The sequence below is a fragment of the Candidatus Bathyarchaeia archaeon genome (assembly GCA_035283685.1).
In the GTDB taxonomy this organism is placed as follows: domain Archaea; phylum Thermoproteota; class Bathyarchaeia; order Bathyarchaeales; family Bathyarchaeaceae; genus DATETJ01.
Window position 1 is genome coordinate 246,874 of record DATETJ010000002.1, and the last position, 19,000, is coordinate 265,873.

Consider the following 19,000-nt stretch of genomic DNA (forward strand, 5'->3'; position numbering starts at 1 on the left):
ATATCAAAGGATACTGTAAGCTGGCGATTACATGAGCGACAAGAAACCATCCGCTGAAGAACTGGCACAACGAATAGACCAGCTTCTTATTGTATTGAAGGAAATCTCAGAGGACTTGACTGACATTTCGAAGCATTTGAAGGCGCCTGAAACTGGGGCACCCGCTCCTGCTCCTGTAGCCCCTGCACCACCTGCTGCTCGAATGCGAAGCGTAGTGGACATAAAAACTGGGTTTCCAAAGGAGTTGGAAAGCATGCTCTTCTTTGAGGACTCTGGCAACTACATCGTCATCAAACCGCGTCAATACTTGGGCTCGGAAAACTTCGCAAAAATAGCGTCCATAGTGCGCGGCGAAGGCGGCGAATACATAAGCGCAGGCAAAGAATCACATTTCCGAGTTCCGAAAGAACAGAGATAGCAAGCCCTATCTTCAGAAAATTTGTTTCACAGCTTTTTCCATTGCCGTCATGTTATGCTGAAATCTGATTCTAACGGGCATGATTGAAATGCATCCTTCACTTTGAACCACATGAACATCTGTTTCAGGATCAGAATCGCCGTAGTCGGCTAGTCTCCATTGGGCAATTCTGTAGCCCTTTTCCTCTTTCGTGAACAGGTCGCCGTAGCCTTCGTAGGACAGCTTCGTTACTTTCAGTCTTGTGCAATCGGCGTTCTCTGGAACATTGACTGAAATGAGGTCTACATTAGGGGGCATGCCTTTTTCTAGAACGTGTTCAACGATTTTTTGCCCAACGCTTGCTGCTAGCTCCAACTCTGCTAGCGTTATCTTGGATTTGTCTGCTTTTTGATCATCGATTTCACGTTTGCAGTAAGATATGGCTACGGCGGGTATGTTGTGAATGGCGGCTTCCAAGGCTGCGCCAATAGTCCCGGAGTTCAAGAAGTCATCTATCCCCAAGTTTGGACCAAGGTTTATTCCAGCAACTACGACATCAGGTGGGCTCTTAAGGATCTTGTTGACTGCCAGAAGATAGGCATCTGCCGGCGTTCCACCTATGACTCCGTAGGCTTTGGAGTCGTCGCTCAGCTTAACTTCTTCTATTTGCACGTGTCTTGTGGAAGTGATGGCTTTTCCAATTCCGCTAATCTCTTCTTTCGGAGTAACTGCAACAATTTTTCCGAGATGTGCGAGCTTCTTTTTGATAGCCAATAAACCTGAAGCATAAATCCCGTCATCATTGATCAGTAAGATTGTCTTCATTCAACATACCTCGTTTAAGACTCTGGATAGGCGTCTCACATCAAAAAAGTGTTTGCTTCTGGAAAGAAAGACAGAACCCAGTTCGGTATTATTACGGTTTCTAAGCGGGAGTTAATAACATCTGAAAAAACCTGCCTTCCCCAACTCATTACAGCAACATAGAAGTAGTAGTCAACGTACACGCGGCGCGGACTACTTCTGAGCAGAAACCAGCTCGGTGTTATTACGGTTTCTGAACCGCCAGCCGCGAACTAGGATTCATAACGTATGCTGAATTTGTGGAACTCCGCTTTGTAATCTTCCCAGAGAACCTCAGCTTTCATCACACTTGCACCATATGAACCTCGTTTGCAAAATTCCACGAGCCTATCGACGCTCTCCTTTTCGCCTTCGAAAACAGCTTCAACTCTTCCGTCAGGCGTGTTTCTCACCCAGCCGGTTACACCGTGTCTTATGGCTTCATCTTGGGTTTCACTTCGGAAAAATACGCCCTGAACCCTGCCACTAACATAGACGTGAGCCCTAATCTTCAATGATTGACAAACCCTGAAAATCCAATTTATCTGTGGGCATAGTACGCTGTAAGTTTCCATTCGATGCTGTCGATTCTGGCGAAGCCGAAGCGTTCGAACTGTACAGTGGTATCTGGTTTGAGTTGTCGACATGTGTCTTCGGCTATGCCTCTTGCCACAGTTGCATCGGGCATAACCACTTCGCAAGGAATGCCGGTGCCCACGGGCAGCCAATGGATCAGAGGCGCGCCAAGCTTTCTTGCCTCTTCATGACCTTTGCTGTGAAAACTTGCCTCGACAACTCCAGCTTCCACATCCTCGATCCGCATGTTGAAAAGACCCATCAACCGCACGATCTGACCGTTCTTCAACAGATTCGCGTCTTGTGTGGCAATCCAGAATTCGGCAGCGCCTTTTTGTGGTTCTATTCGGAATTCGCGGAAGCCTCGTTTTGAGTTGTCCGGATGGAGCGGCAAGTGAGCTAGGGTGACTTCTGGGATCTTCGTAACCTTGAGTTTTCTCGGGTCACGTACAAAGAAATAACGGTCGGTTATTGGATCGAGCAGTTTTCGATTGACAGCGTAGAGGTTCTCCCAACTCAATGTTACATCCACGGTTTTCGGACCGACTTCAATTATCAGACGTCTTATAGTTTCAGGCAGTATCCCACGTTTTCTTAGAGCGATGAACGTGGCTAATCGGGGGTCATCCCAACCTGTGAACGCGCCTTTCTTTACGCCTTCAACAATCTTTGACTTGCTCAAGAGTCCACCCACGATTTTCATCCGCCCATAGTGGATGGCTTCAGGATAGTGCCAACCAAGATGCTCGTACATGTACTCTTGCCTAGTCTGATTTGCAAGGTGCTCCTTGCCACGTATGATGTGTGTTACGCCCATCAAATGATCATCTACGCCAGCAGAGAAGTTGTAAAGAGGCCAAACGCGATACTTGTCGCCGACTCGAGGGTGAGGATATTTCTTTGGGTTGATTATGCGTAGTGCAGGCCAGTCACGCACTGCTGGATTGGGATGTTTCAAGTCCGTCTTAATCCGCACAACGGCTTCGCCTTCCTTGTACGTTCCATTTAACATGTATTTCCAACGAGCTAGATGCTCACTTGCTGGCAAGTCTCGGCAGGGACACGGCTTCTTTGTTGTGATCAACTTGCGAAACTTTTCGGACGTGCAAGCGCAGACGTATGCGGCGCCGCTTGCCAGAAGCTTTTCAGCATACTCATAGTAGGCGGGGAGTCGATCGCTCTGAATAACTTCCATATCCCATTTGCAGCCAAGCCACTTCAAATCCACAGGAATAGCAGCGTAAAAGGGTAAAGCTGACCTTTTCAATCGTGGATCAGTGTCTTCAAGTCGCACTCTAAACGAACCGTTGTACATTTTGGCGTATTCGTCGCAAAGCACTATGGCTCGCGCGCTACCTAAGTGAAGCATACAGTCCGGATTGGGCGCAAAACGAGTCACGACGCGTTCATATTTGTCGACATTCGATAGTGACGGTAAAGTTCTTTCAACCTCAACTCGCGTCTTGACAAGGGCCTCTGGCCACTTTTCCTCTACGATTTTCTTCTGTTTCTCAATGGGAAGTTTATTCACTTCGGCAACGATGCCTTGGATAATCGGCGCAATTTCCTTTATCTTTGTCTTCAGTTGAGGCTGCTCAGTTAGTAGTTTTCCAAGAACAGGCTGGAACTGCGCTTTTCCTCCATAGTTAAGCGCGTTTAGAAGCGCGATTTTCTTTATGGCTTCCCTTTCCGTGTTATCTACCATGCTGCGCGCACTCTTCATGAAGCCCTAGAGCTTCTTCGATTACATGCCCCTTTCGACGAGGTAGTCGGCAAAGGCTTTCAGTTTTTCCTTACCTTCACACGGTGAAAGTAACCTGTCCACTTCTTCCCAGCTCCCAGTCACAAGTTTTTTGGCGAATTGTCTGGCGTATTCAATTGAGCCGTATTGCTTCATGATTTGAATTGCTTCATCTTTCAGCTTTTGGTCATCGGTGTGCATTTTGAGAATCGCGTCTAGTCTCTTCTTGTCAGCTAGCTTCGCCTTCTCGAGTGTGTGAATCAGGATTAGACTTCGCTTGCCTTCTGTTATGTCTTGACCTCGTCCGCCCTTCTTTGCAGCGAATTCTTTGCTCGTCAAATCAAGAACGTCGTCTTGAATCTGAAAGGCTATCCCCAAGGCTTCAGCAAACCGTCCCAACCTCTCAACCGTGTCACTGCTTGCCTCACATAAGACAGACGCAATCTCAGCCGCCATCCTGGCCAACGTGCCAGTCTTGTAAGCGCACATCTGCATATACTGCGTCTCAGTCAGCTTGTCAGTGTCTGCCAAGCCCTTATGCCAAGCGATGTCCATGGCTTGCCCTAAGCTCAGATTGATCATATCGCGGATGTAGATTTCATAGATTCGACTCAACTTCTCGGCGCCTATCTTGTCACGGTTTAGGATTAGCGTCAACAAGGGCAAGTAGTACATGGAATTTCCAGCGTTGATCGCCACATCAAGGCCGAACAGCTTATGGGTGCAGGGTTTGCCTCTTCGAAGCTCAGAGTCGTCCTCAATGTCATCAATCATGATGGTTCCATTGTGAATGACCTCTGGAATAATGGCAAAATCCTGCAGGTTCTTCGAGTCCTTACCTAAGGCTTCTACAACAAGCAGAAACAAAGATGGTCGCCACCGTTTGCCGCCGCGGTCAAGGAAATCCCATATGGGACTAGCTATCGCTTTGTCCAGTGCTTCAATATTGAAATCGTATCGAGGCGGGCTCTGTGAAAAAACACTCGCTGATCGGTCGAATTTTCTTGGGATGTAGCGCTCAATTAGTTTGTCGACAATTTGCGCGTTTTCCTCAAGCAATTTTTCCACGTCAATCTTCATTTCCTCACCTCTGTCTCGAAAGCCTGCCTAGAGGTCTCGTCTCGCGTAGTTTTGAGGCTCAAAGCCACGCATCACCAACCAATCAGCCATTTTCCCAGTAACGATTAAAGGTGCTCTGCGGAGTTTTTGAACTGAGTTCGCGCCAACCAGAAACATCGTGGTCTTCAACTCATCCAAGAGGAGTTGCAGCTTCTTTTTCGCTTCCTGTGCGCCATGAAACGCGGGATCCAAAATAGGGTACGCCACACCGGTGAGACTGGCACCCAAAGCCAACGCTTTAGCCAAGTCTATGCCAGAACGCAATCCGCCTGAAGCGATAACCGGAATGTGAACCACTTGGGTTGTTTCTATCAAACTTGCGGCTGTGGGAATGCCCCAGTCCCAGAAGGTTTCGCCCAGCCTTTGACGAGTTTCATCTCTTTCCTTCTTAGCTCTGAAATACTCAACCGCTGTCCAGCTTGTTCCGCCTGCTCCTGCAATGTCGATGCCTGCGATTCCTAAGGCTTCAAGTTGTTTAGCTTCAGCGGCGCCTATTCCGCAACCTACTTCTTTGACGATGACTGGTATGTCTACACCGTCAACTATCGCCTGAATTCTGGCGGCTACGCCGTTGAAAGTGGTCTCGCCTTCTGGTTGAATTGCCTCTTGCAAAGGGTTTAGATGGATTAGCAAGGCGTCTGCTTCCAGCATTTCTACTGCTTTCTTGGCCTCTTTGGCTCCGTACCCTTTTGCTAACTGCGGCGCACCAATGTTAGCCATGATGAATGCGTTAGGGGCCTCCTTGCGAGTTACTGCAAACGTGCCTTCTACGGTTGTACTTTCGAAGGCTGTTCGTTGGCTTCCAACGCCCATTCCCAAACCTAGCTCTTCAACCGCTTTCGCAATTGCCACGTTGACCTTGCTTCCGTTACGTGTGCCTCCTGTCATTGACTCAACGATCAACGGAGCTGAGAACTTGTGATTGAAGGTCTTACCAGACAGGTTTATTTCTTCTAAGTTTATTTCTGGCAAAGCCTTGTGTATCATGTGAATTTCTTCAAAGCCGGTTGTAGTGTGTCTTGCTTGAACGTTCTCTCTTAGGCAGATGTCCAGATGCTCATCTTTTCTTTCTTCAGTTTTCTTCGACAATTCGCTTTTCGCTCCTCATTCTTTCTGGATGTGGGTGCCGATGACTCTTTCGCCTCGCAAAGCCTTGTAGACTAAGTGGGGTTTTGATGCATTTACAATTAACGCCGCGATTCCCTTCTCGATTGCGGGCATGAGCTCAATTATCTTGCCGTGAATGCCTCCTGTTACGTCATGGGCAGTTGATGTTTGGAGTTGTTTCTGTAATTCTCTCAGCTCATCAAGGGTACAATCTTCAATGAAATTAGTTGGTCTAGTCCCTTTAGGATCAGCCGTGAACAATCCGTCTTCATCAATGCCAATTACCATTCTCTCAGCATTCAACTGTATGGCAATCGAAGCCACCAGTTGGTCGCCGGACAAAATTGTGAAACCCAAGTCGAGGTCGAGAACAGCGTCGCCGTAAAGAAGTGGCACAAAGTCCATGGAAAGCAGCCTTTTCAAAGGTTCGTCTATTGCAGCTATTATTCGACCTGACTTCGTGACTGTTAGGGATGAAGGTGCTATCGTCACCGCGGGGATATTATGCTTTATTAGAGCTTTCAAGACTATGTTGTTCAACGTTATCATCGATTGGTGCGTCTCAGAAAAACCCAGTAGCTGAGAGGCTTCGCCTTGAAAGCCTTCTTTTATCGAGTATTTCTTCGCTAACGGGTGACCGAAAGAGCCGCCGCCGTGAACGATTATGAGTTGTGGTATTTTGGCTTCAGCAATTTCTGCTGCAAGTCTGTTGATTGCATCTTGATTGGCTGTGAAATCCTTGTCCTTGTACGTTATTGCTGAGCCGCCAAGTTTGAGAACTACTGGCCTAACGTTCAATTCTGACGCCTTCGTCGGTCTTACAAGCCTCAAACGCCGTTCCGCCAGCCCGTTCGATTGCCACCATGACTCTTTTTAGCTTCTTTTCTTCCGCCAATGCGATCATGCATCCGCCTCCGCCTCCTCCAGTGAGTTTGGCACCAAACGCCCCGCTCCGCCGAGCCGCAAAAATCAGACGTTCAAGAGATTCATGGGATACGTCAACAGCGCAAAGCAACGCATGATTCATGTTCATTAGCTCTCCAGCAGTTTGGAGGTTCCCTTGTCTCAGCGCTTCAGCAGCTTCTAGAGCGATTCTCGCGCCAGTGACTATTATCAATTTCATTATTGATGGAAAATTCTCATTCATTCGCCTGACTTTTGCAACCAGCTCGCCAGTTGACCGCTCAACCCGCGTATTGCCTACGACCAAAGGAATGTTTGCATGCACATTTAGGTTGATGAAATCCTTGTCTCTTTGAAACTGAAGTGCTCCACCATATGTTGCGATAGCTGGATCAATTCCAGATGGCGTGCCGTGAACGAGCCGCTCTGACTCATAAGCCATCCTAAAAATCTCATCGCGGGAAAGCTCGATTCCCAAAAGATTGCTGACCGCGGCAACTGTTGACGTTGCAACAGCCGCAGACGAGCCTAAGCCAGCAGACACTGGAATACTGGATTTGATACGCAGATCGATGCCTACTTTCTTGTCTGCCCTTTCAAGAGCCAGTTGAACAGCTCTTCTTACAGGTTCAAGTCTGAAACGGCCTTTCGCGCCGCCCCTCTTCGCTTGAAACCTGTCCCCTTTGAAGACGCCTGAGATGCCTAGGTCGACGGAGTTTATACTTATCCGGTTATCCTTTCTCACTTGGGCAGTGGCGCTTGCGCGTTTGTCAATTGCCACCACAATAGCGGGTTGACCGTAAACAACAAAGTGTTCACCAAAAAGAATGACTTTTGCAGGTGCGGACGCAGTCACAACCTTACTTTTCAAATCAGTCATGCTAAACTACCTTGTGAAGACTAAAGACGCGTAGCCTACAACAGCTGAACGGTCGCCTATAACATCCCCACTTGTTTTGTAACACAGCAGTTTGCCCTCTCGCGCGCCTAGCTCTTTTGCAGCTGTTATCGCAGCTATGGTTGGTCCATAACCGCACATCGTAACTTGGAAGCCCTCAACCGCTGAGTAAAGCCCCTTCTCGTCCAGCTTCATTGCCGCTTCGAGCACGGTTTTGTCTTTTTGTTCAGCAATTTTTTGGGGTTCATAATGTGTCATATCGGTTGAGGCGATTACCAAGCCGGCTTTTCCTCTTAAAGCCTTAGCCACGGCCATGCCGACCTCGCGACTTGACTCCAAGTCTTGCATAAGAAAGCAAATTGGCACAAACTTGAAGCCTGAACCGTAGAGATACTGAAGCCAAGGCAGTTGAACCTCGATTGAGTGTTCTTGCGTATGGGCTGTGTCGTCGACATCAATAACCGCGGATTCTTTTATTATGCTGTCTCCGACTGCCGTATCGAGTTCAACTTCCCCAAGCGGTGTGCGCCATACTCCTTCTTTCATTATAGCCAAACCGCTGCCCCTCCCGGTGTGGTTGGGACCAAATATCACGACAGTTTCAGGTTTGCCATCCAAAGCTAAGTGATGATAGCCGTGAGCCGCTACAGGTCCAGAGTACATGTAACCTGCGTGAGGGCTAACCATTCCAACAATGTTCCGCAGCTTGCCCTGAGAAGCTTTTGGCAGAGCTTTCGGTCCAAGTTCATGCCTGAAGCAGCCTTCTATTTGAGCCTTCAGCGATGTGGCGTTGCCCTCGTAGAACGTTCCAGCGTATGCGGGACTTCTCACTTTCAAGGCTTGCGCCTCTTTGTGAGGGCTATTCTTCTTTCGTCAGCTTCACTTCGAAGTCGTCAATCGTAAGCGCTGGATTGCCATCTGGTGGAAGCTCGCCTCTTTCGCGCAGAATCTGACGTGTCAGAAGCCAATAAATAACTGCCAGCGCTCGTCTGCCCTTATTGTTTGTCGGAATAACCAAATCAACACCGGCAAACTCGTTGTCTGTGCTGCACAATGCTATCACTGGAATGCCAATGGCTCCTGCCTCCTTCACAGCTTGCGCGTCTGCTTTGGGGTCAGAGACTATCACAATATTGGGTTCAATGCGTCCAGCATACAAGGGATTTGAAAGCATGCCCGGAATGAAACGTCCTATTATTGGGGTTGCCTTGGTGAGTTCGCAGAACCGCTTAACTGGCTCACGAGCGTAGAGACGTGCAGCAATTGCCACGATTCTTGAAGGCTCAAAGCGAGCCAAGAACTTGGATGCAGCTCTGATGCGTTCATCTGTTTTCTTGACGTCTAAGACAAAAAGCCCATCCGGGCGCACTCTGTAAATGAACGTGGCCATGTCTTTGGTTTTCATTCTTGTGCCTATATGTATGCCTGCTGACAGTAAGGTGTCCTGCGGTAGAAGCAGTTCCTCGCCAACTCGGACTTCAGCTTCGGTTGGCGCGTCTGCTGCTGCTTCTGTTGAAGCTTCTGCTGAAACTGGAACGTCTGGAACGTCTAAGGCTTCAGGCGTAGATGATTTTTCTTCTTTGTTCTCTTCTGCTGACATGAGTATTCGCCCTTCTATAGTGTTAGTGCTGCCATTTTAGCACTTCCCTTGAGCATCTCCTCAATTCGGATAAGCTCATTCAATATGGCTGTTCGAGCGCCCTCGACAACGCCCGCTTTTATTATTGGGCATCGAAACGCCACAGAAAGATGGGCTATGTGAGCTTCGGTGGTTTCTCCTGACCGATGCGACATAACAGGCACGTAACCTGCCCTCTGCGCAAGTTCGGTGGCTTGCCAAGCATCTGTAAGCGTTCCCACCTGATTGCCCTTGATAATTGAAGCGTTTGCCGCGCCCATTTTAATCCCTTTTTGCATGCGCTTAATGTTTGTTACGAAGAGGTCGTCGCCACAGACCAAACAGTTTCCAACTTTCTTTGTCAGTTCTGCGAAGCTGGCAAAATCCTCTTCATGGAATGGGTCTTCCACGTAAACAAGCTTGTATGCTTTGACAAGACGGAAAACAAAATCCAATTGCTCGCCCGTGTCTCGTTTGACGTTGTCTCTTTTGTACACGTAACGTTTCTTTTTCGAGTCCCAAAGGGTCGAGGCAGCCATATCCATGCCGACGCAGCATTTAACCCCTGTTTCGTCAGAGGCTTTCTGGCACATGGAAGCCACGATGTCCAGCGCTTCCTCGTTTTCCATGTTTGGCGCCCACGCACCTTCATCAGTTCTACCCCCGGTGAAAGTGGGGTCCTTTTTCTCAAGGACAGCGCCAACCCTTTGATGCACATGAATGTTAGCTTTCACAGCCTCGAAAAATGAGCCAACTTCCAAAGGCAACGCCAAAAACTCCTGAATATCTGGTGCCTGAGCTCTCGCATGTCGCCCGCCGCCTAGCACATTTCCAAGCGGATGCGGAAGCTCATTGGCAAGCCTGCCTGCTAGATGCTCGAAAAGTGAAACGCCGTCTGAGACAGCTGCGGCTTCGGCAACAGCTAAAGAAATCGCGTATGATGTATTTCCGCCAATATTCCGGAAGTCGTTCGTCCCGTCGATTTTGTGAAGCAGGGCGTCAATCTTCTCTTGTTTTTGCGTATCCACGCCGATCAGTTTCGGGGCAATAATCTGCTTGACTTTTCTGATGGCTTCATCAACGTCTCCTTTCGGATAAGGCACAACTTCCCCCTTTCCCCTGCTGGCGCCTGCAGGTGCTGATGCTCGTCCACATCCGTTGGCTGTTACCACATCGACTTCTACTGTTTCTTCTCCTCGGATGTTGAAAATTTTTCGTGATGTGAGGCTTTTGATAACGCTTGACAAAAAAGAGACGCCTCAGTATCATGATGCTATCGGGCAGCTTGAGCTAGTTTCCTCTTGCTCGCTTCCTCATAAAATTTCAGGATTTCATCGATAATCTCAACATGTGACAGCAACATGCGTCGACAGCAGTAGCGTTTAACGCCCAAACTGTCCAGAACCTTGCCAGCGGCCTCGCCTTCCGTGACTCTGCTCGCAAAATCCTCCCACTTATCACCGATAAGAAACCCACAACTGAAACACCGAACAGGAATAATCATGACAACCACACCCAAAGCGTGCTGTTAGCCATAACATCGAGACACAATTAAACTTTATTGTCCAACCTTAAAATGGGAAGTGACAGCCCAGCATGTCATTGTTTCTAAGAGACAGCCAACACAACAAGGACAGTTACAGACTATACCCAACATCCTTGCCTGAAATTCCACATCTTACAGCACCGATTCGAGCTCAAACATGGTAGAAGAAGGCGCTAAGCGATTGGTCCCTTCTTCTTTTGAAATTACTCTTCCCGCAGAGCCACCAACATGCGCAAACGTCACGCTAACCAACATTAAACGTCACGCTAACCAACATAGAACGTCACGCCAAAAACACCCAAACAGAACCCAAAACACATGCAGAAACCAAAACAGCCCCCAAAACACAAACAGAAAAGCAGAACTCCAACAGCAAGAAAATTTTCCAGCACTCATACTACGTCAGCCCCACGATTCTCAACATCCCCCCCACTAGCCTCAACATGGAGTTCGATGTGGCGCGGGGTGCGGGATTTGAACCCGCGCGGCCCTGTTAGGACCACAGGCTTAGCAGGCCTGCCCCCTACCAGGCTAGGGCAACCCCGCATGTTACGGGCCTCGAAGACTTTGTTGCCACAATGATTATTTGTGTGTTTCGTGCAGCCCACGATAAAAAAGATTTATAATATCGCTATGCTATTGCAGTAAACATCAACGCTGAGCCTAGAGCATTATGACCGAAGAACCAAACCCACCAGATGAACAACCAAAAACCACAGACCAACCAGTCGCTGAACCAATACCCAAGCAATTGATTGACAGACCTTCTGACTTCAGGTTTCACGCCGCATACACGGTTTATTCCGACGCATGGGACAAAACCTCATCCTCAGACACCAAACTCAAACTAAACGAAGCAATAACAGCACTATCCGAAGACAAAATCGACTACGAAACATTCTACAGACAAACCAGCCATTATAGAGTCCAGCATGGACCAGAACAGTTTGAGGGCGGACGAGGCAGAATGTTCATCGAAACCCAACGAAAAAGAGACTGGCGAAAACGCGAAGAAAGAACCAGCCGAAACAAACGACACGGAAGATAAAACCTCGAAACCAACGCGCAAGCATTAGCCTTTTATCAAGACCCATTTATCCATACTCACAAGAGCACTTCATCGAGGGCCGGTCGTCTAGCCTGGTAGGATGTCGCCCTTACAATGCTCTAGACAATAAGAGAGGCGAAGGTCGCAGGTTCAAGTCCTGCCCGGCCCACCAACAAACTGCTTAATTCTTTCAGGGGAGAACGGCGCCAAGTTAGATGCTGCGAGATAAGGACCCAGTCTTGGCACAAGTCCAACCGCGTCCGTGCCCAGTTTGCATAGCAATGCATGTTCAAATGGTCCGAGGGTCTCGATTCTTACGACGTCACGAAAATGACGCGCTCTTTCGACTGCTTCTTCAACTTCTTTGCGGCTTGCGCCCAGCACAATCAAGCGATCAAGATTTGACCTGATCCAGTCGGAAAATGTCGAAAGCTGCACTTCCGATAGCTCGGCTTCCCAGAAATCTTTTTCATCGTTCAATTCATCCACGATCTTGACATGAAGCGGCGCGAAGTCGTAGAGACAGAATAGTCCAACCGGATTTCCAAGCGGTGTCTTTTTTCCATCGCTGAGCTGAGACTGCAGACGCCATAAGGGAACAACAGCAACACGTTTTTCGGGCTCAAACACACCGACATCCACACACAACTCGGTTGACGCCCTGGATGATTCAAAAACCCTTCCGCGAAGGACAGAAAACTTGCTTACCTTCCCAGCCGAAGTTGGAGCCAACCCAATCTCTTTGTCCAGTAGACTTAACGCAACGATTTCATCTTCGCCATCTACGTCTACGTGAATCCAGTCACGATGTAGAGCGCTTCGCACACTGATTCTTACCTTTAGGTCTTTGCAGAGAGCAGATATACTTGCTTCAAAGCGCTTCATGGAAAATGAGCCGTACGCTTTCTCAAGCAACGCGACTGTGGTCAAAACTCTCCAACCACAGCCACGATTTCATCGTGCAGCTTCTTAATCCTGTAGAGAGCTGGATGACCTTCCCCTAAACTTGCAGCATAAGTTTTTTCAGCTCGCCCAATTGACACCACTCTCAAGCCTTCAATCCTCTTGTCAGCATAACACACAATCTTCTCCTCCCACGTCTTAGGCAAGAAATCCTTAGCAAGCCACCCTAGTCGCTCTGCCTCGGCCTTTGGGATGCCTCCTCCAACATGTCGTTCAATGACCCGAACCACGGAAGAGGGAACCCCCAACGAGCGAGCAATTTCACCTCCAGCCACGCCATGATCTACCGTGTGGGTTTTAGAGCGCCCGATATCATGAAGCAGCCCCCCAATCTCTATGAGCTTAAGATCAATGTTAAAGCCTCTTGCCGTGAAAGCCTCTGCAATCTTGCGAGCAAACATGGAAACAGCCTTACAATGCTCAACAACGGCTTTGGAACAGCCTGATTCAACGAGATAAACTAACGCTTCACCGCGAGTGGGCAGCTTGGACTCAATCACTCAGCTCCTTCCTAAGCTGCTCAACCTTAGTCTCCAAAGCTTTGATAATGTGCTGATTATCAAAGTGCATAAGCGGGCTACCACAACTAGGACAGCGAAACACAGACTCAACCGCGTCCTCAAATGGAATCCGTTGACATTTAGGAGAATCGCAGAAATAGAAATCGTGGCCTTTTTCATAATCAAGCCGAATCTGAAGCTTCTCCAACACTCGCCGCTTCTGGTTCAGAATGAAGCCTTCCAACTGGTCAGGCTGAAGCTTCCAGTGAAAGATAAACCAGCCTGTGTTCTCGTCTCTAGACCTTCTCAGCGCCACCAACGAATGATCATAAAGCTTGTATAAAATCTTACGCACCGAATTCAAGCGTATGCCCGTCTTGCTGGCAATCTGATCATCTGTGATCTCCTCTACTCCCTTGAGCACATTCATGACCTTGACTGCCTCTTCATTTCCAAAAACTTCAGCGACTTTGTTCAAGGTCTTGTCATCAACATAAATCACTTAGCAGACACCCGTTTCCTTGTAGGCCCACACCATAAATAGTATGTAAGTATCCTTAAATCTGTTGTTCTAGAAAACTAGCCAATTTCATGATTTCGCTATTTTTTTGCCATGTTTCTGAGGGTCGATCCTCAATTTAGCGTCGTTGAAATCCATACTCAACTCCTCTCCCTTGAATAGTCGATCCAAGAAAACAGCTAAGCTGGATATCTCAGAATGCGGTTGACTGCCCACCGCCACATTGAAGTCCGACACATCACGGGAAAAAAACTCCTTAGGCACCTTCTGGCTGCCCACAAGAACCAGAAGGTTCTTGCCAGTAGCCCTTATTCTCTCGATTACATTGCTGGTTTGTATGTTCTCTCCGTAAGCCGTCAGATGGACAACCGCCTCACCTTTACTTCGCCATTCCTTAACTGTCTGTTTCCATGGAGTACCCATTTCAAAAAGCAGCTTTCCACCCCAATTCGCCATGATTTTTTCAATCGTCGCTCTGACTTCATCATCCTTCACGTCAGCCAGAACAAAGCCTGAGGCACCAAAAGCTCGAGCAACGAGTGCAACATGGGAAGTGACCCGCTGGTCTCTGAAGCGATGCCCCCAACGCAGAACGAACACATTAGGCTTTTTCGAAAGCTCCTCCAAGCTGATTCACACGCTCTCTAACTCTATCTGCGAACCATGGAACCGACTCAAAATCGACACGCACAAGATCGCCCTCGTATCTCAAGCTCTGCACGTCAGCTCGGCTGTGAAGCCAAGAGATGAACGAAGCATGTTGACTCTGCATCGGAATCACAAACGAACATTTGACATAATCCTTCAGAAGACTTATCACTTCACGCTGCAACAAAGACACATTGGTGCCCAGAAGGGCAGAAACAGGTACAGGATTGTGAACCAACCTCTTTAAGATCGCCAATTTTCGTTCAAGCTCCTGCCCTTCTAGGAGATCGATTTTGTTGAGAACTGTCACAATAGGGATTCCTGTGGCACCAATTGTTTGAATGGTATCTAAGCAAACGTTCAACTTGTTCTCTATGTCCTCCTGAGCTTCGCTCATATCCACAACCAGCAAAATGAGATCCGAGAAAATAGTTTCCTCAAGCGTTGAGTGAAAAGCCTCAATAAGAGTCAGAGGCAAGCGATCAATGAAGCCAACAGTATCGGTCAGCAAGACCTTCTTGTTGGACAGGCTTACTGCTCGTGTTGTTGTTGACAAAGTAGTGAACAAGCCTTCGCCAACTCGCACCTCTTCTTTAGCTAAAGCGTTGAACAAAGAACTTTTGCCAGCGTTTGTGTAGCCAGCTAGGGAAATTATCGAGTATCCAAGTTCCAAACGGCGCTTTCGATGAAGGCTTCGCTTTTTACCCACAGTCTTCAACCTGCTTTTAATGTGATGGATTTGCCGCTTAATGGTGTCATAATACACGTCCACTTGATATGCGCCCAGTCCCATGAACCCTGGCTGCTCACCTCTTTTTGCTAGTTTGACTTTCTCTTTGGCGCGTGGCAACTCGTAGCGAAGTCGAGCAAGGTCTATTTGCAGCTTAGCCTCAGTGGTTGCGGCTCTGCGAGCAAATATCTCCAGAATGAGTTGAAAACGATCTAGAGCTTCAACACCGGTTTCCTTAACTAAGTTATATGCTTGAAGCGACTTGAGCTCGTTATCAAAGATTATTCTTTCCGCCTTTTTGTCTTTGACCAAATCAGCGAGTTCTTCAACCTTGCCGGATCCTATTTGATAGCTTGGATCAGCGTGCCTTACCTGCTCCATTCTGCCAACAACGGTGTATCCAGCAGAATGGGCAAGGCTTTGAAGCTCGCCGAGGCTTGATGGCTCACGGCTTAGGCGTCGCTGAACTATTATTGCTCTCGTTTGTGCCTTCTGCCTCCAATTTACGTTTCTTTCTTCTCTTTTTTCACCTTTAGAATGTCCCCCAGCGTAGGTGACGCTGGGCGAGAGGCTAACGCCTGAGTTGGAATCTTAGGTTCAGAAACAGGAGCTAACAGCTTAAGCCTCAGAGCATGTTCCAACTTCTCCGTTAATAAGTTGTCAGGAGTCATCTTCCCGCTTTCGATCTTGCGCAAGACTGAAACCTTCTCGCTAATTTTCTTGCCTAACTCCTGGTGGCTTAAGCTCATTCTTTCACGCGCCAACCTTATCCTATTGCCGAAGTCATCTACAAGCTCCAAGTTGTCTGCTACAGATATTGGGGGCTGCCTCTTAGGGGGCAGCACAGGTGCGGTCATCCTTCTCGCCACCTTCTTCAAACGCGGCTCAGCCTTAGCCTCCCAAACAACAGAGCCAAGCTTAGCACATTCGCTGCATACCAACATCTTGGCACCTTCAATGTTGGCTTTGAATGGGGGCCCAATTATTCTGCGTCCGCAGACTTCGCAGCGCATGTCGAAATTCACTCTCCAAAATTGTTTTTACATGCATCTTGTCTTTATACTTTGTTAAGATCCTATGGTGCACTTCGGCTTGAAGCACAAACAGGAGACTCTTGAAAAAATTCGCAAGATAGCGGATTACCAGTTCGGCAAAGCTGCAGGCAACTTTTTGTTCCCTAACGGCGTCAACACAGCCCTTTCGAGAAAAACCGGGAGAATAAGACATGTTCGCTGCAGGGATAAGTTGTTGGCTACACTGCGCCCCACGGATGGCACGTTTTCACTTACAATTGACGGTGCAAAACGCCTGATTCGAGCTAATGCACCAAGTTTGTGGGCGAAGGTTTCTGAAGAGGCAGCATCTTTCATCAGCAAGGGCAAAAGCGTCTTCGCCAAACACATAATCGACGCTGATGCGGAAATTCGACCTCACGACGAAGTAATAGTTCTAGACAAAGGCGGCAATGTTTTGGCCGTTGGCAAAGCAGTTCTGACGGGCACAGAAATGAAGCTGTTCACACGAGGATTAGCTGTTCGCGTGCGTAGAGGCGTGGACGAAAAACGAAAGAACCAAGTGAAACAACATTCAGGTAGACGCCGCGACCAGCGCACCTTAGCAGTTGAGGAGCCTCAGAATTGCTAACTAGACTGAAAGAACGCATTCAGCAGCTGATGGTAGACGAGGCTAGACTCGCACACAAGGTCGGTTTAACGCCGAATCAGATCAGCTTCCTCGGAGTGCTGGCCGCGCTATTCTCTGCATACCTATACTGGACCTCACGATCCGACGATGCCGTACTGATCGCTGCAGCGGTATTGCTACTGATTTCGGGCTTCTTTGATGCTTTAGACGGCGTCCTAGCAAGGACTTATGGTAGGATCACTCTATTCGGCGGCTTTCTCGACTCGCTTCTCGATCGTTATGCTGATTCCATGGTTCTAGTCGGAGTAACTCTAGGTTGGCTAGCAACGGAACCATCATGGCTACTCATCGGTCTCGCCGCTCTAATGGGTACCTTACTAGTCAGTTACAGCCGTGCCAGAGCTGAGGCTGCAGGCGTCAAAATGGAGACAGTGGGTTTGGCTGAACGAGCTGAGCGCATAATGATTATAGTGGCTGCTAGCTTCCTTACCCTTCTTTGGAGAGACGCACTACACTGGAGCATGTTTTTCCTCGCTGTGCTTACGAATCTGACCGTGCTGCATAGAACCATCTACTTCAGAAGAAAAGCTCGAGAGAAGGAGTCTGCAACCACAACTGTCGTCTAGTATCTGGGACGTCGCCAAGCTCTTCGCCGTTCATCCCGAGCTCGCACTTTGACGATGCCTCGGTGCACGGCGCATGACACACAGTAGTATTTGGTCTCAACATGAGTGGGCAGATAGGCACCTCTTTGACGAAGCTCTCGAGCCAGTGTGGGCTCAACCAAAGTTACCGGACGAGAGATCTTCTTCGCCTTGTCAGATGGGACCAAACCTCCGCATGAACTACACTGCACTAGATCGCTTCGTCCCTTTCCGCCTTTGGCTCGGCCTCGGCTTTTTCTTTTCACAGGCACCTTTCGCAGCCCCAGAGTTTAATTATTATTCGAATGAAGTAGCATGCTTATAGATGTTTCCACCATGACACATAAAAGCAAATTTGACCTTGTGACGGTCGGGCACTTTGCCGTAGACACTATAAACTTACCCATAGTAACGCCGGCGAGAACAACGTTAGGAGGACCGCCAACATACGTTTCAGTCGCAGCTGCGAGACTTGGCGCCGAGGTTTCCGTAATCTCAAAGGTTGGCGGCGATTTTTCAAGAGAGCATCGAGATTGGCTTCTGAGCAACGGCGTAGACTTATCAGGGCTAAAACAGGTCGAAAGGAGTGTCACCACACATTTCATTCTTAGATACCAAGCCGCTAATGAACGAAAGCTTCAGCTGAAAACTCGTGCTCCCCGAATATCTGCGATGGACATACCGGCTTCGCTGCAAGCCGAAGCCATCCATGTTGCACCAATTGCAAATGAGTTGTCAACAGACACAATTGCAAAGCTTCGTAAAACAACCAACACGCTGTCGCTTGACCCACAGGGCTTTGTACGCTCCTTCAACACATGGGGGAACATGAAGCCTAGGCACTGGGCGCCCAGATCAACTTTGGAACTAATTGATGTATACAAATCCTCGATAAACGAGATGAAAATGGTAGTGGGAACCCACGAGGTCAAACAAGCCGCAAGAAAGATCCAAGACTACGGTGTAAAGGTTGTGATTGCTACGCGAGGTCTGAAAGGTTCAACGCTTCTCATAGACAACGCCTTCTACAACGTGCCCGCATCCAAACCACAAGTAGTTGTTGATCCCACAGGTGCTGGCGACGCGTATATTGGTGCCTTCTTAGCCGAATACATTGAGGGTAAGGATCCATTCTGGTGTGCTTGTGTGGGTTCTGCAATGGCTTCTTTCGTGGTGGAGGGCGTTGGTCCAGAAAGATTTGGCAGCAAGCAAGAGACTTATGAGCGAGCTGGGCGAATATATCAGAAAGACATATGAAAGGTGATTAAACTAGGTGGTGCAAGCGTCGTGGGACGTGTTTCTAAAGGCGTGAAATGCAGTGTGACTGGATGCAGCAACGACGCTATTCGTTCACTGCAAACTGATAAAGTGAAAAACGCGGGTCTAAAAGTCAGCGAGTCCCGGCGAACATATCTGTGTAAAGAACACTATAAGGAATTCAAAAAGGAAACAAAGAAAGACCGTGCCCTAGAAAAGTGGAGACGTGGCGTTCCAGGCAGAACTTGAGAATGTCCTACCTAGCGTTCTTTCAAACAGACCATCGATACGTGAACGC

General features: G+C 48.4%; 23 protein-coding genes and 2 tRNA genes. 7 read left to right on the forward strand and 18 right to left on the reverse strand.

Annotated features, from left to right (window positions below; all coding sequences use genetic code 11):
* Positions 1 to 31 precede the first annotated feature (31 nt).
* Complete coding sequence (locus tag VJ249_01395) at positions 32 to 418, forward strand: hypothetical protein (protein ID HKZ93221.1); 387 nt, start codon at positions 32 to 34, stop codon at positions 416 to 418.
* Positions 419 to 430: 12 nt separating this feature from the next.
* On the opposite strand, the gene surE is transcribed toward VJ249_01395, so the two are convergent.
* From surE to VJ249_01455, 12 genes are all read right to left on the reverse strand, one after another.
* A complete protein-coding gene (gene surE / locus VJ249_01400; GenBank protein HKZ93222.1) occupies positions 431 to 1,222 on the reverse strand; it encodes a 5'/3'-nucleotidase SurE in 792 nt (263 codons plus the stop codon).
* A gap of 251 nt (positions 1,223 to 1,473) precedes the next feature.
* A complete protein-coding gene (locus VJ249_01405) occupies positions 1,474 to 1,755 on the reverse strand; it encodes an acylphosphatase (protein ID HKZ93223.1) in 282 nt (93 codons plus the stop codon).
* A 26-nt stretch (positions 1,756 to 1,781) separates the two neighbouring features.
* Positions 1,782 to 3,521: a glutamate--tRNA ligase gene (locus tag VJ249_01410; GenBank protein ID HKZ93224.1), complete on the reverse strand. Its 1,740-nt coding sequence runs from the start codon at positions 3,519 to 3,521 to the stop codon at positions 1,782 to 1,784.
* A gap of 39 nt (positions 3,522 to 3,560) precedes the next feature.
* Complete coding sequence (locus VJ249_01415) at positions 3,561 to 4,637, reverse strand: polyprenyl synthetase family protein (GenBank protein ID HKZ93225.1); 1,077 nt, start codon at positions 4,635 to 4,637, stop codon at positions 3,561 to 3,563.
* A gap of 27 nt (positions 4,638 to 4,664) precedes the next feature.
* Positions 4,665 to 5,765 carry a type 2 isopentenyl-diphosphate Delta-isomerase gene (gene fni, locus VJ249_01420; protein HKZ93226.1) on the reverse strand — a complete coding sequence of 367 codons (1,101 nt, stop codon included), beginning with the start codon at positions 5,763 to 5,765 and terminating at the stop codon, positions 4,665 to 4,667.
* 15 nt (positions 5,766 to 5,780) lie between these two features.
* Positions 5,781 to 6,581: an isopentenyl phosphate kinase gene (locus VJ249_01425; GenBank protein ID HKZ93227.1), complete on the reverse strand. Its 801-nt coding sequence runs from the start codon at positions 6,579 to 6,581 to the stop codon at positions 5,781 to 5,783.
* Positions 6,571 to 7,566: a mevalonate kinase gene (gene mvk / locus VJ249_01430; protein HKZ93228.1), complete on the reverse strand. Its 996-nt coding sequence runs from the start codon at positions 7,564 to 7,566 to the stop codon at positions 6,571 to 6,573. The genes VJ249_01425 and mvk overlap by 11 nt, the downstream gene beginning before the upstream one ends.
* A 6-nt stretch (positions 7,567 to 7,572) precedes the next feature.
* Positions 7,573 to 8,415, reverse strand: coding sequence for an AmmeMemoRadiSam system protein B (gene amrB, locus VJ249_01435; protein HKZ93229.1), 843 nt, complete (start codon positions 8,413 to 8,415; stop codon positions 7,573 to 7,575).
* Positions 8,416 to 8,443: 28 nt separating this feature from the next.
* Positions 8,444 to 9,184, reverse strand: a complete 741-nt coding sequence (gene rpsB / locus VJ249_01440) for a 30S ribosomal protein S2 (GenBank protein HKZ93230.1) — start codon at positions 9,182 to 9,184, stop codon at positions 8,444 to 8,446.
* Between the two features lie 14 nt (positions 9,185 to 9,198).
* The gene (locus tag VJ249_01445) at positions 9,199 to 10,449 is read right to left on the reverse strand and encodes an enolase C-terminal domain-like protein (protein ID HKZ93231.1); all 1,251 of its coding nucleotides are present in this window, start codon (positions 10,447 to 10,449) and stop codon (positions 9,199 to 9,201) included.
* A 26-nt stretch (positions 10,450 to 10,475) separates the two neighbouring features.
* Positions 10,476 to 10,706 carry a DNA-directed RNA polymerase subunit N gene (locus VJ249_01450; protein HKZ93232.1) on the reverse strand — a complete coding sequence of 77 codons (231 nt, stop codon included), beginning with the start codon at positions 10,704 to 10,706 and terminating at the stop codon, positions 10,476 to 10,478.
* Positions 10,707 to 11,204: 498 nt separating this feature from the next.
* Positions 11,205 to 11,294, reverse strand: a tRNA-Ser gene (locus VJ249_01455).
* A 127-nt stretch (positions 11,295 to 11,421) separates the two neighbouring features.
* Here VJ249_01455 and VJ249_01460 point away from each other — a divergent pair.
* Together VJ249_01460 and VJ249_01465 are read left to right on the forward strand one after the other, a co-directional pair.
* The gene (locus VJ249_01460; GenBank protein ID HKZ93233.1) at positions 11,422 to 11,796 is read left to right on the forward strand and encodes a hypothetical protein; all 375 of its coding nucleotides are present in this window, start codon (positions 11,422 to 11,424) and stop codon (positions 11,794 to 11,796) included.
* Between the two features lie 76 nt (positions 11,797 to 11,872).
* A tRNA-Val gene (locus VJ249_01465) sits at positions 11,873 to 11,968 on the forward strand.
* 754 nt (positions 11,969 to 12,722) lie between these two features.
* Here the strand turns inward: VJ249_01465 and VJ249_01470 are convergent.
* The 5 genes from VJ249_01470 to VJ249_01490 form a co-directional block, all read right to left on the reverse strand.
* Positions 12,723 to 13,259 (reverse strand): HDIG domain-containing protein, encoded by a 537-nt coding sequence (locus tag VJ249_01470; protein ID HKZ93234.1) that lies wholly within the window; start codon positions 13,257 to 13,259, stop codon positions 12,723 to 12,725.
* The gene (locus VJ249_01475; protein ID HKZ93235.1) at positions 13,252 to 13,761 is read right to left on the reverse strand and encodes a transcription factor; all 510 of its coding nucleotides are present in this window, start codon (positions 13,759 to 13,761) and stop codon (positions 13,252 to 13,254) included. Before VJ249_01475 ends, VJ249_01470 begins: the two co-directional genes overlap by 8 nt.
* Before the next feature lie 87 nt (positions 13,762 to 13,848).
* The gene (locus tag VJ249_01480) at positions 13,849 to 14,406 is read right to left on the reverse strand and encodes a tRNA (cytidine(56)-2'-O)-methyltransferase (protein ID HKZ93236.1); all 558 of its coding nucleotides are present in this window, start codon (positions 14,404 to 14,406) and stop codon (positions 13,849 to 13,851) included.
* Positions 14,381 to 15,631 (reverse strand): GTPase HflX, encoded by a 1,251-nt coding sequence (gene hflX / locus VJ249_01485; GenBank protein HKZ93237.1) that lies wholly within the window; start codon positions 15,629 to 15,631, stop codon positions 14,381 to 14,383. Before hflX ends, VJ249_01480 begins: the two co-directional genes overlap by 26 nt.
* A 29-nt stretch (positions 15,632 to 15,660) precedes the next feature.
* Positions 15,661 to 16,170 (reverse strand): multiprotein bridging factor aMBF1, encoded by a 510-nt coding sequence (locus VJ249_01490; GenBank protein ID HKZ93238.1) that lies wholly within the window; start codon positions 16,168 to 16,170, stop codon positions 15,661 to 15,663.
* Between the two features lie 79 nt (positions 16,171 to 16,249).
* On the opposite strand from VJ249_01490, the gene VJ249_01495 reads away from it, so the two are divergent.
* Together VJ249_01495 and VJ249_01500 are read left to right on the forward strand one after the other, a co-directional pair.
* On the forward strand, positions 16,250 to 16,801 hold the full coding sequence (locus tag VJ249_01495) for a PUA domain-containing protein (GenBank protein ID HKZ93239.1): 552 nt from the start codon (positions 16,250 to 16,252) through the stop codon (positions 16,799 to 16,801).
* Positions 16,795 to 17,427: a CDP-alcohol phosphatidyltransferase family protein gene (locus VJ249_01500; protein ID HKZ93240.1), complete on the forward strand. Its 633-nt coding sequence runs from the start codon at positions 16,795 to 16,797 to the stop codon at positions 17,425 to 17,427. The genes VJ249_01495 and VJ249_01500 overlap by 7 nt, the downstream gene beginning before the upstream one ends.
* On the opposite strand, the gene VJ249_01505 is transcribed toward VJ249_01500, so the two are convergent.
* On the reverse strand, positions 17,424 to 17,717 hold the full coding sequence (locus VJ249_01505) for a 30S ribosomal protein S26e (protein HKZ93241.1): 294 nt from the start codon (positions 17,715 to 17,717) through the stop codon (positions 17,424 to 17,426). The genes VJ249_01500 and VJ249_01505 overlap by 4 nt on opposite strands.
* 64 nt (positions 17,718 to 17,781) lie before the next feature.
* On the opposite strand from VJ249_01505, the gene VJ249_01510 reads away from it, so the two are divergent.
* Both VJ249_01510 and VJ249_01515 read left to right on the forward strand, forming a co-directional pair.
* Positions 17,782 to 18,702 carry a PfkB family carbohydrate kinase gene (locus VJ249_01510; protein ID HKZ93242.1) on the forward strand — a complete coding sequence of 307 codons (921 nt, stop codon included), beginning with the start codon at positions 17,782 to 17,784 and terminating at the stop codon, positions 18,700 to 18,702.
* A gap of 30 nt (positions 18,703 to 18,732) precedes the next feature.
* Positions 18,733 to 18,951, forward strand: coding sequence for a hypothetical protein (locus VJ249_01515; protein HKZ93243.1), 219 nt, complete (start codon positions 18,733 to 18,735; stop codon positions 18,949 to 18,951).
* Positions 18,952 to 19,000 lie beyond the last annotated feature (49 nt).